This window comes from Thalassospira sp. A3_1 (assembly GCF_017744215.1).
GTDB classification, from domain to species: domain Bacteria; phylum Pseudomonadota; class Alphaproteobacteria; order Rhodospirillales; family Thalassospiraceae; genus Thalassospira; species Thalassospira lucentensis_A.
In genome coordinates, this window is record NZ_JAGHQQ010000003.1 from 526,893 (window position 1) to 539,742 (window position 12,850).

At 55.2% G+C, this 12,850-nt stretch carries 13 protein-coding genes and 1 tRNA gene; 3 read left to right on the top strand and 11 right to left on the bottom strand.

Annotated features, from left to right (window positions below; all coding sequences use genetic code 11):
- Positions 1–42 precede the first annotated feature (42 nt).
- From J7395_RS15925 to J7395_RS15950, 6 genes are all read right to left on the bottom strand, one after another.
- The gene (locus tag J7395_RS15925) at positions 43–1,212 is read right to left on the bottom strand and encodes an iron-containing alcohol dehydrogenase (RefSeq protein WP_209222334.1); all 1,170 of its coding nucleotides are present in this window, start codon (positions 1,210–1,212) and stop codon (positions 43–45) included.
- A gap of 29 nt (positions 1,213–1,241) precedes the next feature.
- Positions 1,242–2,633 carry an aldehyde dehydrogenase family protein gene (locus J7395_RS15930; RefSeq protein ID WP_209222336.1) on the bottom strand — a complete coding sequence of 464 codons (1,392 nt, stop codon included), beginning with the start codon at positions 2,631–2,633 and terminating at the stop codon, positions 1,242–1,244.
- An 84-nt stretch (positions 2,634–2,717) separates the two neighbouring features.
- Complete coding sequence (locus J7395_RS15935; RefSeq protein ID WP_209222338.1) at positions 2,718–4,085, bottom strand: glutamine synthetase family protein; 1,368 nt, start codon at positions 4,083–4,085, stop codon at positions 2,718–2,720.
- A gap of 261 nt (positions 4,086–4,346) precedes the next feature.
- On the bottom strand, positions 4,347–5,399 hold the full coding sequence (locus tag J7395_RS15940; RefSeq protein ID WP_114110301.1) for a twin-arginine translocation signal domain-containing protein: 1,053 nt from the start codon (positions 5,397–5,399) through the stop codon (positions 4,347–4,349).
- Between the two features lie 169 nt (positions 5,400–5,568).
- Positions 5,569–6,894: a TRAP transporter large permease subunit gene (locus J7395_RS15945; RefSeq protein WP_062960024.1), complete on the bottom strand. Its 1,326-nt coding sequence runs from the start codon at positions 6,892–6,894 to the stop codon at positions 5,569–5,571.
- Complete coding sequence (locus tag J7395_RS15950) at positions 6,891–7,400, bottom strand: TRAP transporter small permease subunit (RefSeq protein WP_062960025.1); 510 nt, start codon at positions 7,398–7,400, stop codon at positions 6,891–6,893. Before J7395_RS15950 ends, J7395_RS15945 begins: the two co-directional genes overlap by 4 nt.
- 502 nt (positions 7,401–7,902) lie before the next feature.
- On the opposite strand from J7395_RS15950, the gene J7395_RS15955 reads away from it, so the two are divergent.
- Both J7395_RS15955 and J7395_RS15960 read left to right on the top strand, forming a co-directional pair.
- Entirely contained in the window at positions 7,903–8,787 is an 885-nt protein-coding gene (locus J7395_RS15955; protein WP_209222340.1) for a MurR/RpiR family transcriptional regulator, read from the top strand.
- Between the two features lie 93 nt (positions 8,788–8,880).
- A complete protein-coding gene (locus J7395_RS15960) occupies positions 8,881–9,123 on the top strand; it encodes an Lrp/AsnC ligand binding domain-containing protein (RefSeq protein WP_007089884.1) in 243 nt (80 codons plus the stop codon).
- A gap of 77 nt (positions 9,124–9,200) precedes the next feature.
- On the opposite strand, the gene J7395_RS15965 is transcribed toward J7395_RS15960, so the two are convergent.
- The 3 genes from J7395_RS15965 to J7395_RS15975 all read right to left on the bottom strand — a co-directional run bounded on the left by J7395_RS15965 (position 9,201) and on the right by J7395_RS15975 (position 10,065).
- Positions 9,201–9,680, bottom strand: a complete 480-nt coding sequence (locus J7395_RS15965; RefSeq protein ID WP_209222342.1) for a hypothetical protein — start codon at positions 9,678–9,680, stop codon at positions 9,201–9,203.
- A 148-nt stretch (positions 9,681–9,828) separates the two neighbouring features.
- Positions 9,829–9,921 (bottom strand) — tRNA-Ser (locus J7395_RS15970).
- A complete protein-coding gene (locus J7395_RS15975; protein WP_156484562.1) occupies positions 9,922–10,065 on the bottom strand; it encodes a hypothetical protein in 144 nt (47 codons plus the stop codon). It abuts the tRNA gene before it with no gap.
- A 143-nt stretch (positions 10,066–10,208) separates the two neighbouring features.
- Between J7395_RS15975 and J7395_RS15980 the strand changes: the two genes are divergently transcribed.
- Positions 10,209–10,430, top strand: a complete 222-nt coding sequence (locus J7395_RS15980; RefSeq protein WP_062949104.1) for a hypothetical protein — start codon at positions 10,209–10,211, stop codon at positions 10,428–10,430.
- Between the two features lie 143 nt (positions 10,431–10,573).
- On the opposite strand, the gene J7395_RS15985 is transcribed toward J7395_RS15980, so the two are convergent.
- Both J7395_RS15985 and J7395_RS15990 read right to left on the bottom strand, forming a co-directional pair.
- The gene (locus J7395_RS15985; protein WP_209222345.1) at positions 10,574–11,749 is read right to left on the bottom strand and encodes an MFS transporter; all 1,176 of its coding nucleotides are present in this window, start codon (positions 11,747–11,749) and stop codon (positions 10,574–10,576) included.
- A gap of 52 nt (positions 11,750–11,801) precedes the next feature.
- Positions 11,802–12,833, bottom strand: a complete 1,032-nt coding sequence (locus J7395_RS15990; RefSeq protein ID WP_209222347.1) for a GlxA family transcriptional regulator — start codon at positions 12,831–12,833, stop codon at positions 11,802–11,804.
- Positions 12,834–12,850: the final 17 nt, after the last annotated feature.

Here is a 12,850-nt window from a genome sequence, read left to right on the forward strand (position 1 = left end):
ACACCCTGATCCCGTTATTGTTCTGGTTATCGTTTCTTGAACTTAGCCAAGTTCGCCGACACAGGCCCGACGGAAGATTTCGGCATAATCAGCCACCGAGAGTTCAATCGGGTTGCCTCCATCGGACGGATCACCCTTGGCTTTGGCCGCGACTTCGTCGGCACGGTTCACGTCGACACCGATTTCCGCCAGCGTATTGACGATGCCAAGACGGATACGGAACGCCAGAACCCATTCAAACAGGGTATCAAAGCCCGGTGCAGCAAGGCCCAGCAAACGACAAATCGTTTCACAATTGCCTTCAATCGCGCGGCGGTTGGCACGCATGACATACGGCAGAAGGATTGCGTTGGTCAGGCCATGGTGGGTATCAAAAATCGCCCCGATCGGATGAGCCAGTGCATGAACACCGCCAAGTCCCTTCTGGAAGGCTGTTGCCCCCATCGACGCTGCCGAAAGCATATCAGCGCGCGCCTCAATATCCTTGCCATCGTCATAGGCACGCGGCAGGGCATCAGCAATCAAACGCATACCTTCAAGGGCCACACCATCCGCCATCGGATGATAACCCGGCGCACAATGGGCTTCGAAACAATGCACAAACGCATCGACACCGGTCGCGGCCGTCACATGCGGCGGCAGGCCAATGGTCAGTTCCGGATCGGAAATCACGATGGCTGGTAACATCTTCGGATGGAAGATGATTTTCTTTTCGTGCGTATCTTCCTTGCTGATCACGCTGGCACGACCGACTTCGGAACCAGTCCCCGATGTAGTCGGAACGGCAACAATCGGCGCGATACCGGCCGGATCGGCACGGGTCCACCAGTCACCGATATCTTCGAAATCCCACATCGGACGGGTCTGCCCCGCCATCAAGGCAACTGCCTTGGCCGCATCAAGGCCCGAACCGCCACCAAAGGCAATCACACCGTCATGACCGCCTGCACGGTAGACCGCCAGACCGTCTTCAACGTTTTTGCCTGTCGGATTGCCTTTCACACCAGCAAACAGCCCTGTCGGAAGTCCTGCGGCTTCGTTTGCGGCAATCGCATCGCGCACCATCGGCAGGTCTTTGAGCCCCTCGTCGGTGATCAACAACGGCTTCTTCATGCCGGTTGCCTTGCAGGCATCTGCCAGTTCTGAAATACGGCCCGGACCAAAACGCACGGAGGTCGGGAAGTTCCAGTTTCCAACAATCTTCTTGGTCATCTCTGTATCCTTTGCGCGCAAACGCGACGTTAAATCTTGGTCCGCAGGTGGAAGCTTTTCGGCCGGGTCAGTGATTCGTAACCCAGTTTCGAAAGCGTGCATCCACGTCCCGAATTTTTCACCCCCGTCCAGGCCAGTGCCGGATCAAGGTAATCTGCACGGTTCATGAAAACCGTTCCGGTCTGAAGCCGATCACCAATCGAAAGGGCGGCATCCTCATCCGCCGTCCAGACCGATGCCGTCAGGCCGAATTCACTGTCATTCATCAGGGCAATGGCTTCCTCGTCGGACGTCACCTTCATGACGCCGACCACCGGGCCAAAGCTTTCCTCGCTCATGACGCGCATCGAATGATCGACATTGATCAAAACCTGCGGCGCCAGATACGGGGTGCCTTCCTTGTTGGCAGCAAATTTCGACGGATCGATCAATGCCTTTGCCCCGTCGCGGATGGCATCGGCAATCTGGCCACGCACAAAGGCCGCCGATGACGCCCGCACCATAGGGCCAAGGTTAGTTTCCGTATCAACCGGACTGCCAAGGCGGTATTGCGACACAAGGTCGGCTGCCTTTTCGACAAAAGCATCAAATACGCTTTCATGGGCGTAAATACGTTCAATCCCGCAGCACGACTGCCCGCTGTTAAAGAACGCACCATCAATGACGTTTTCCACCGCATGATCGATATTGACGTCCGAGCGCAGATAGGCCGGGTCCTTGCCGCCAAGCTCCATACCTGTCGCGATGAACTTACCACCCACCGCTTTCTGGACCGCGTGACCGCCTGGAACCGAACCGGTGAAATTGACGAAATCAACACGGATATCGCCCATCAGTTTTTCCGCATCCGCATGGCTCAGATGAAGATACTGGAACAATCCCTTGGGCAGACCGGCGACTTCAAAGGCCTCGGCAAAGCGTTCCGCGCAAAGTGGGGTCTGGTGCGAATGTTTCAGCACCACCGCATTCCCTGCCATAAGGGCCGGAACAACGCCATTCACGGCCGTCAGATACGGGAAGTTCCACGGTGCGATGATCGCAACAACGCCCAATGGTTCACGGCGGATGAAACGGTTAAAACCGGCCTTCTCGCCCGGATTGTAATCGCCAATCGCCTCTGGGGCGATATCGATCATGTAATCCGCGCGTTCCTTGAAACCGTTGATCTCGCCACCAGCCTGCGAAATCGGGCGGCCCATCTGCCAACTGATTTCAGCCGCGATTTCATCCTTTTTCGCGACAAAGGCGGCAACCGCCTTGCGCAGGATTTCCTGACGGGTTGCGACCGGCACAGTTCGCCATTCGGCCTGTGCGGCGCGGGCAACATCAAGTGCCTTGTTGATCTCGGCAGCACTGGCAAGCGGACGCTCGACATAAACGGATCCATCAACGGGCGAGATGGTGCGTAAACTCTCAGACATAATGCCTCACAATTGGAGAATGAGTTAGGGCGCTAGGGTGTGTGATCGGGCGCGAAGCGACGATGCGTCGCCGCGTGCAACAGATCAAATGATTTCGAAGTAACGCTGCATTTCCCAGTCGGTAATCGCCTTGCGGAATTCGCGTTCTTCCCATTCCCGCGATTGGGCGTAATGGGTCACGAATTCTTCACCAAACAGCGATTTTGCCGCCTCGGATTTGCGCAAACGTCCGGCTGCCTCGTAAAGCGTTGCGGGCAGGCTCGTATCTTCGGGGAATTCCTGCGCATAGGCGTTGCCGACGACCATTTCGCCCGGCTCCACCTTGTTTTCAATGCCCCAAAGTCCCGAACCGATGGCAGCCGAAAGCGCGATATAGGGGTTAATGTCCGCCGCAGCAATGCGATATTCAATGCGTTGCGACTTCGCACTCCCCGGAATGACGCGAAGCGCCGTGGTCCGGTTTTCAACACCCCATGTTGCCGTCGTCGGTGCCCAGAAACCCGGGATCAGTCGCGAATAACTGTTTACCGTACAGGCCACCATCGACAGAAGTTCCGGCATAAGTTTCTGCTGCCCGCCAAGGAACCAGCGCATTTCATCGGACATGTTGTGCGGTTTATTGGCGTCATAAAATGCCGCCCGGCCATCCTTGCCCTTGATCGAAACATGCATATGCCCCGACTGCCCCGGCCAATCGGGCGACCATTTCGCCATAAAGGTCGCCATCCATCCGGCACGCTGGGCCAGAACCTTGGTAAAGGTCTTGAACAATGCGGCTTTATCCGCTGCCCTTAATGCATCGTCATGACCGATGGCGGCTTCAAGCACACCTGGGCCAGTTTCGGTATGAAGTCCCTCGATCGGGAAATCCATGCTTTCGCCCAGTTCAAGCAGGTCATGATAGAATTCCGAATGCACGGAATTACGCAGCATCGAATAACCGTAAAAACCCGGCGTGATGTTCTTAAGATTGCGATAATTCTTCTCGCGCACAGAATGCGGATCTTCCTCGAACAGGAAAAACTCGAACTCGCAAGCAGCCGACACGTCATATCCCATGGCATCGGCTTTTTCGAGAACACGGCGCAATGTCCCACGCGGACAAACAGTTTCCGCTCGTCCCTCGAACTCGCCAAGGAACAGGACGGTATCGTCTTCCATCGGCAATTCGCGGCAACTTTCCGGGATCACGCGCACCGGTGCATCCGGATATGCCGTGTGCCAGCCAGTAAACTCGGACTTGTCATAAAGCTGGTCATTTGAATCCCAGCCCAGAACCACATCACAAAAGGCAAAACCGGAATCGAGTGCCGACAGGAATTTGTCGCGATGCATGTATTTGCCGCGCATGATTCCGTCGACGTCGAAAATACCGATTTTGACGAATTTGATGTCTCGTTCCTTAATCAGTTTTCGTGCGTCATCGGCGGTTTTGACATCCTTCGCCTGCATCGGCGGCCTCCTGTGATTTGGGCTTTGTTATTGTGTCGGATTGACCGGTTCCTGCCCGTTTATATTTCGTGTCTTGTGACGTCTTGGTCTGTAATGTAAATTACAACATTGAACATTTAAACAAATATTTTGCCATTTTGTATTATTCGTTACATGGACAAAACTCGCATAAATACAAAAGAATACCGGTTTACAGGGCAGCAGGTACCCAATGAAACATCTGCTGCCCTGCCCAATCAAAATTGACCGTTCCCGACGGGCTTAGCTGTAACGATACGGCTTGCCGGCTTTTTCCATCACCGCAGCATACTGCTTGAAGATATCCACGACTCTGGCGCAACGCGGGCTAGTCTGTGCAATCTCGTCCCAGAATTTATGTGCTTCGGCTTCAACCGTCGCCCATTCCGCATCCGGGATCGAGGTCAGCTTCATCTTCGTGCCTTGGGTACGAAGTTTGGCTTCACCACCCCAGTACCAATGCTGGCGATAATAGTGCGAGCTGTCCATGCACAGCTTGAACAGAACTTTCAGATGTTCCGGAAGTTCGTTCCAGCGTTCTTCATTGGCGAAGAACGAACCACACCATGCACCGGAAATGTTGTTGGTTAGGAAATAGTTGGTCACATCGGCCCAACCGACCGTGTAATCCTCGGTGATGCCCGACCATGCTATTCCGTCAAGCTCGCCGGTCTGAACGGCAACCTCGATGTCTTCCCACGGCAGGGTGACCGGAACAACGCCAAAGCGCGACAGGAATTTACCCGCCGTCGGGAAGGTAAAGACACGCTTGCCTTTAAGGTCTTCCAGACTGTTGATTGGATCAACCGTTGCAAAATGGCACGGGTCCCACGAACCGGCCGAAAGCCATTTGACACCTTCGACTTCGCTATATGCTTCGTCCCAGATTTCGTTCAGGCCGTATTCTTCAAACAGGACCGGAACGTCAAGGCTGTAACGGGTCGCGAACGGAAAATAGCCGCCAAAGACCGAAATATCCACCGGAGCCGCAATCGAGTCATCATCGGACTGAACCGCGTCAATGGTGCCGCGCTGCATGGCACGGAACAGCTCGCCGGTCGGAACCAGCTGATCGGCATAGTAAAGTTCGATTTCCATTTCGCCATTGGCGACCTTGTTAAAGGCATCAATCGCCGGCTTGATCACATGCTCGCCCAGTGCCGGACCGGCATAGGTCTGCAAACGCCAGGTGATCTTGGCATTCTGCGCCTTGACATAAGGTGCGGCAAACGCCGTGGTACCGGCTACTGCGGTTGCAACACCGGCTTTTTTCATAAAGTCGCGTCTCGTCGTCATTGTATCATCTCCCTGATCGATGAAGTTCGTTAACGCATTAATTAACTGCCCTGCCCGCCTTACGGGTCTGGCAGCGCCTCCTCTTGTTGGAAATTTAAACCTCCCCTGAATTAATTTTGTTTTGAACGGCGGGGCCTTCTGCGACCCCGCCGGTATCGGGTTCATTTGCTTACCGCGCGTAATGCCATTCCGGCAGCCACAGCGCGATCTGCGGGAACGCCATCACGATGCCAAGCGCCATCGCCATGATGATCACAAACGGTGTGATGGATTTATAGATGTCCTTTAATGTCACCTCTGGCGGGGCCATGGCACGCATCAGGAACAGATTGTAACCAAACGGCGGTGTCATATAAGCGATCTGACAGGTGATGGTATAAAGCACGCCATACCAGACCAGATCAAAACCAAGTGCACCAACCAGCGGCACATAAAGCGGTGCGACGATCACCAGCATCGCGGTGTCGTCAAGGAACATGCCCATCAGGATGAAGGAAATCTGCATCATGATCAGGATCTGCCACGGGCCAAGCCCCATCTGATCGACAAAGAAGCTTTCAATCGCCCGGACCGCACCCAGGCCGTCAAAAACGGCACCAAAGGCAAGGGCCGCCAGAATGATCCACATGAACATGCAGCTGATCGAGAGCGTCTTGCGCAGGGTTTCTTCCATGACAACGCGGGTCAGGCGGCGCTTGAACAAGGCGGCAAGGGTCGCGGCAAGCGCTCCCACGGCTGAACTTTCAACAAGCGACGTAATCCCCATCAGGAACAGACCGGTCATCGAGAAGAAGATGAACAGCGGAACGATCCCGGCTTTCAGCAAGCCGACCTTCTCGCCCCATGTGATTTCCGCGCGTTCTTCCTTGCTTAATGCCGGGCCCATACTGGGCTGCAGCCAGCAGCGAATGGCAATATAGATGATGAACATGCCCGCCATCAGCAGCCCGGGGAACACCCCCGCCAGCCAAAGCTGCCCGACCGGCTGACGCGCGATCATGCCATACAGCACCAGAACCACACTTGGCGGCACCAGAATGCCAAGCGAACTGCCCGCCTGGATCACGCCGGTCACCATGACCTTGTCATAGCCGCGCCGCAAAAGTTCCGGCAACGCAATGCTGGCCCCGATCGCCATGCCCGCAACACTCAGCCCGTTCATGGCCGAAACCGCCACCATCAAAACAATCGTCCCGATGGCAAGACCACCGCGCACCGGCCCCATCCAGACATGAAACATCCGGTAAAGATCATCGGCCAGACCGGATTCCGAAAGCATATAGCCCATATAGACAAACAGCGGCAGCGTCAGAAGCGGATACCACTTCATCAGCTTCATCGCGGCACTGAACGCCATTTCAGAACCGCCATCCCCCCACATGCCAAGGGCGAAAACAACGGCAACAAAACCAATGGCACCAAAAACCCGTTTCCCGGTCAGAAGCATCAGCATCATCGTGGAAAACATCAGAAGAGCGATCATTTCATAACTCATGAAAGGCTCTCCCCGCGGGCGGCTGCCACATCTTTAAAAAAGGTCGCAATGGCCTGCAGCAACATCATGAATACGCCAAAGGTCATGATCGCCTTGATCGGCGACATCGGCGGCGACCAGGCTGAATAACTGGTTTCGCCATACTCGAACGCATAGGAAGTGGATGAAACGCCGCCATACAACAGAAACGCCAGATAGAAGATCAGAAACAGGATCGTGATCGCATCAAGCCCGGCCTGTTTGCGCGGCGACAAGGCGCCATACAGCAAATCCATCCGAACGTGCGAGTCCAGCTGCATGGAATATCCCCCGCCCAGCAGGAAATACGACACCATCAGGAACTGCGCTGTTTCCAGCGTCCAAAGGGCCGGAAATTCCATCAGCTTGGTCGCAGCGGAATACAAAAGCACCGCAAGCATCGCAAAGATCAGATACATCGCAAACCGGCCGATGATGCGGTTCACACAATCGACCCATCTGACGTAGGTCTTGATAAATTCAGGCATCTAACGCCACCCCAACATCTCCCTGTTTTATCGGTCGCAACAGCGGTTGGTCTGCCATCTGCAAATATGATCCCCTCCGTTCGCATCCGAAGGACACGAACGGTGATCTGAAATGCCTTACCGCCAGAAAAAACCCGGCAGGTTCGACATCGTCACCAAATCTGGATGGAAGTATCCGCAGCCCTGACAACCCATATTGCATCCCCTTGTCTGCACCACCTTTTACAAGGCCGTACCGTGTGATGAACCGCCTCCCGGGCGACCGACTTTTGCCAAGCCGTTGAATTGTTGCACCGCTTTTCGCGGCACGGGTTTTATCCCTTCTGTAACGAACGTTACATGATTTCAATTTTGATAACAAGAATATCAAATATTGTAAAATTCGTTACAATCATTGTATTTGTAGGTCAGACAAGGTAAACCGCGCCCGAACAATGCATAAGCGCAATTTGCGGATGTTTGGCCATTCCGTGCGAATGGCATAACCGGGGAAATATCGCCTTTGGATGCGAAGCAGCAGGCAACGAAACCGACAGTCGCCGAACAGATCACGCAAAAAGCCGATACACTGACCGCATCGGAACGCAAGCTGGCGCAGGCCCTGCTTGGCAACTATCCAATGGCCGGGCTTGAAACCGTGGCGACCTTTGCCGAACGGTGTGGCGTTTCCGCCCCGACGGTGCTGCGCTTTGCCAGCAAGATCGGCTTTGACAGCTATCCCGATATGCAGGCGCGCCTGCGCGGTGAACTCGAAGCCCGCCTGCAATCGCCCCTAACCCGAAGCAGCCTGCCCCGTTCGCGCAATCATTCCGGCCATCCAATGGGCGAATTGCTTCATGAAATGACTGAGGCCACCATCAGCAACATCCGCACAAGCCTTGCCAATATCAATCCGGCCGAACTGCAAAGCTCCATCGAACTGATCGGTGATTGCAAAGGATCGGTTTATCTGCTGGGCGGGCGGTTTACATCCGCCCTTGCGGTTTATGCCTATGAACATCTGCGCACCATGCGAAGCCATGTTCGGCGCGTCTCGGGCCAAAGTGCCAAATGGGCCGAAGACCTTCTGGATATCGGCAAACGTGATGTTCTGCTGGTTTTTGATGTCCGACGTTATCAGGCCGATGTCATTGCCTTTGCCGAAGCCGCGGCGAAACAGGACGCCAAAATCATTCTTTTCACGGACCAGTGGCTCAGCCCGATTGCGCAATTCGCCCGGCATGTCTTTCCGGTCCGCATCGAAACCGGAACGACTTGGGATAGCTCGGCTGCCAGCATGGTGATGCTTGAAACCCTGCTTGAAGGGGTTGGTCAACATAACCCCGAACAGGTGCGTGCCCGCATCAAGCATCTGGAAATACTGCGCCGTCCGCCGCAATCGTCATGAAGGCGCACTTTCGGCTCAGTAATGATTGAAACCACCGCCGCACCGCGATAGCTTGGGGCATAATTTTTATCCCCAAATACCGGAGCCGCACCGATGCACCCCTTTTTCATTTTCGTGAAATGCGATCTGGGCAAAGCCTATGACGTTGCCACAGCACTGGTCGAGGAAATCGAAGGTGTATCGGAAGTCTATTCGATCTCGGGCCCGTTCGAACTGCTGGTGAAGGTCTATATCGAAGACGGTCAGGATATCGGGCGCTATGTGAACGAAAAAATCCATCTGCTGCCCCATATCAAGGATACGCAAACGATCATCACCTTCAACGCCTTCACCTGATCATAAGACCGCAGGCGCAAACAAAAAACGCGGAGAGATTTTCACCGCGTTTTTCTTTATCCATAGCGCATCCGATACTAGTTGCGCACAACGTCGCGGATCACATCAAGGATGATGTCGGTCCCCTTTTCAATAAGGACCACATCACTGCCGACAATCTGGCGAATGGCATCCGAACGATAAGGCAGGCGTGACCGCAAATCGGCCGGAAGGTCGCGCTTGGCAATCCCCGGGGGCAAGGTACCGCCGCGCTCAAGCTTCATGGCAATACCCGGAGGCAACCCGTTTTTACCCTTGCCGTTGTCCTTGTTCTTGCCGCCCTTACCGCGATCATCACCAGCAATATTCTGATCTACCGCATCCAGAACATCAAGAATGATGCGCCGTTCCTGTTCGCTGAACCCGTTCGATTGCGCAATTTCGGCCCGCGGTGCTACCTGCATCGGGGTTGGCTTGGCAGCTGCCGCCGTAACGCTCAGAACCGTCACCGCCAGCATAGTAGAACCAACAATCAGCAGCGGTTTGGCAATGGATTTAAACTCACCAACATATGTCATCGCAACCTCTTCGGGTTATTGAGCTGATCCATGATAGATGAGGCCTAGGATCACCTTTGGCGATCCCGCCTGTTACGATAACGTTTGAAATGATTGTTTTATTCCCGACCAAAAAGAAAAAAGCACCCTTTTGGGGTGCCTTGATCAATGGCGGACAAGGAGGGATTCGAACCCTCGATGGGGCTTTTGACCCCATACTCCCTTAGCAGGGGAGCGCCTTCAGCCACTCGGCCACTTGCCCTTATCTCTTTGGTGTTCCGTGCGGAACGACGCCTTTCTTAAACATCGCATCAGCCCATGTCAATGCTGGAAACAGGCGTCCTGCCCGTTTTCTTTTATCAAAACCGTTGAATGAAACCACCAGCTTTTTGAAGGGCTTTGCCATTGCCTTTTCCGGTTGAGGACCAAAAGAGTCTCCAAACCATCATATTGCTTTCATCTCAGCGAAAAACTTGGCTGTCATAAGAGCAATGTAAGCTTCTTTTTCCCGTTTGAGCCCGTTCGAGACAGAAAGCAGGTTAAAGCATCATGCGTACCGTTTATCAGAGCACGGATGACCTTGGTCATACCCTTCGCGCCCTGAAACTCAGCAAGGAAGGCCACAACAATCCGGTCTATCTTGGCCTTGTAATTCACGATCGCGAAGTCCTGTTTCGCACCCGTGAAAATTCATCACGCGAATTTGTTCTGCAGAAGATCAAGGAATTCGTCGCGGCCAACAGCCCGACATTAAACGCCCAACCGGCCTGATGGCCGGTTTTTTATTGCCCGGATCGCGGCCGGTTCATCCCGCCCGCCATACCACGCGAAACGAGATCGCGCCGGGGCGAAACTCCCCGTTCGCCCTGCAACTCGAACCGCCGGTCCATGGACCGGCGGTTTCTTTATCTGGCTTATGCCCGCTGCGTCACCGCCTGCCGCCCGCCAAGCCACATCAGGATCATCGCCATCACCAGTACAGGCAAAACACCGAAATTAATGATGTTCCAACCCGCCCCGGCTATCAGCGCACCTGCCACAAGCGATGCCACCGTCCCGGTAATGCTGTTGCCAAGTTCCATCAGGCTTTGCGCATGGCCGCGTTCCGATGCGTCATGCCCCTCGCCCAAAAGCGTCGTCCCCGCCAGCAGCATCAGATTCCAGCCAATCCCAAGCAGGAACGAACTGATCAGGAATGCCGAAAAACTGATCCCCGATACAGCAAAGGCGACACTGAACACGAGTGCGATCGCGCCAACCAGCGCCATCAAACGCGCGCCAAACCGGTCAATCATCGGTCCGGCGACAAAGGCCGGTAAAAACATGCCGATAATGTGCCAACGAATGACATTCGCCGCCGTATCAACATCAAACCCGCAAAACTTCATCGCAAGCGGTGTTGCCGTCATAACAAGGATCATGATGCCATGCCCTGCGGCACTGACTGCAATCGCCCCGCGCAGCCTTGGCCGTTTCAGAAGTTCCAGCATAACCGCCCCGCCCGTCTTGGTTTTTGCCGGAACCCCGCCATCCCGCAACATCAACATGATCAACGCCGCCAATGCCGCCAGCCCGGCGAGTGCCAGATACGATCCGGTAAAGGGGATCGCGACCATATTGCGGGTATGACTGGCAATTTCCGGCGCAATCAGGGCCGCAAGAACGCCGCCGCCCACCACAAGCGCAGCCGCCCGGCCCTTCTGATCATCACGCACCGCTTCTAGTGCAGCATAACGGTAATACATCGCCGATGCCTGATAGCCACCAATCAGCAATGTACCGAGACACACCAGACTGAACTCTGCCTGATAAACACCACCCGCCACCACGGCACCGCCAAGCACACCGCTGACCGCGCCCAGAAACAATCCGGTCCGCCTGCCATAACGCTGCATGATCATCGCCAGCGGATGCACACAGGCAAGGTTGCCCAGCAACAATAACGCCAGCGGCAGGGTCGCCAGCTCCGGCACAGGGGCCAGATCAATCCCGATCAGGGATGTAAGGGTGATCCCGATCAGCGAGCAGGACCAATAAAGCGCCTGGGCAATAAACAGCAGACGCACCGATCCATTGGTCAGTAACAACATGTTGCCAACTCCAATAAAAACAGATGATTACGAAAATATCTTCGCCGTTCGCCTAAACCGGAACGGCCATCGGCCTTCGTCCGAAACGGTCGGCATATTCCTGCGGACTGACCGACAGATGGCGTTGAAAGGCCCGGCGCAGGGTTTCAGGATGCCCAAAGCCGCACAGCCGCGCTGCGCGCGTCACGGTCATCGCATCATCCTGCAAAAGGGCACGTGCGGCTTCAATCCGGACCCGTTCAACATAACGTGCCGGTGTCATGCCAAGATCGCGGGTGAAAACACGTGAAAATGTCCGGGCCGACATCCCCGCACGATTTGCCAGAACCTCCAGCGACAAATCACCGTCCAAGTGGCCCGGTATCCATTCCAGCAGCCCGGCAAGCTGCGCGGTCGCCCCAATGGCAGGCGTCAGATAGGCCGAAAACTGCGCCTGCCCGCCCGGTCGTTTTAAAAACATCACCAGCCGTCGCGCCACGGCAAGGGCAATCGCCCGGCCGTGGTCCGCCTCGACCAATGCCAGCGCCAGATCAATGCCCGCCGTTACTCCGGCGGATGTAAAGATATGCGGATCACCGTCCATACCGGTCGCGTCATAGCTATGCAGTCGATCCTCGATCACATTGACCTTCGGGAAATGCGCGCGCATCTCGTCGCAGCGTGACCAATGCGTGGTGGCCATCCTGTTGTCCAGAAGCCCCGCCTCGGCCAGGATCAGCGCACCGGAACAAACCGAGCCAAGTCGCTCGACGTGGCATTCTGCCCGCGCCAGCCATTCCAGAATATCCTGGCGCTGGCGCAACCGGTTCACACCATCGCCACCAGCAATCAGGACAGTATCGGTTTCATCCAGATCAAGGTCCCGCCAATCCAGATCGGCATAAAGCCTGAACCCGCCTGATGTCAGCACCGGCCCGGCCGCATCGGCAATCACCAGCAACTCATAGGCCCGTTCGCGCCCCTGCCGTTCCAGTTCGGCATTGGCTGAGGCAAAAACCTGCAACGGCCCGACAACGTCAAGGCTCATGACATCGTCAAAGGCAAGGCAGGCGACGGTTTTCGTGCTGGTTGTGCTGTCTGGCATGGCAATCCCCGTTCATT

Coding starts and splice junctions, on each gene's coding strand:
- J7395_RS15985 (WP_209222345.1), bottom strand. CDS start 11,749: ATGTTGTTACTGACCAATGGATCGGTGCGTCTGCTGTTTATTGCCCAG.
- J7395_RS15935 (WP_209222338.1), bottom strand. CDS start 4,085: ATGCAGGCGAAGGATGTCAAAACCGCCGATGACGCACGAAAACTGATT.
- J7395_RS15980 (WP_062949104.1), top strand. CDS start 10,209: ATGCGTACCGTTTATCAGAGCACGGATGACCTTGGTCATACCCTTCGC.
- J7395_RS15925 (WP_209222334.1), bottom strand. CDS start 1,212: ATGACCAAGAAGATTGTTGGAAACTGGAACTTCCCGACCTCCGTGCGT.
- J7395_RS15975 (WP_156484562.1), bottom strand. CDS start 10,065: ATGGCAAAGCCCTTCAAAAAGCTGGTGGTTTCATTCAACGGTTTTGAT.
- J7395_RS15965 (WP_209222342.1), bottom strand. CDS start 9,680: ATGACATATGTTGGTGAGTTTAAATCCATTGCCAAACCGCTGCTGATT.
- J7395_RS15950 (WP_062960025.1), bottom strand. CDS start 7,400: ATGCCTGAATTTATCAAGACCTACGTCAGATGGGTCGATTGTGTGAAC.
- J7395_RS15930 (WP_209222336.1), bottom strand. CDS start 2,633: ATGTCTGAGAGTTTACGCACCATCTCGCCCGTTGATGGATCCGTTTAT.
- J7395_RS15990 (WP_209222347.1), bottom strand. CDS start 12,833: ATGCCAGACAGCACAACCAGCACGAAAACCGTCGCCTGCCTTGCCTTT.
- J7395_RS15960 (WP_007089884.1), top strand. CDS start 8,881: ATGCACCCCTTTTTCATTTTCGTGAAATGCGATCTGGGCAAAGCCTAT.
- J7395_RS15945 (WP_062960024.1), bottom strand. CDS start 6,894: ATGAGTTATGAAATGATCGCTCTTCTGATGTTTTCCACGATGATGCTG.
- J7395_RS15940 (WP_114110301.1), bottom strand. CDS start 5,399: ATGACGACGAGACGCGACTTTATGAAAAAAGCCGGTGTTGCAACCGCA.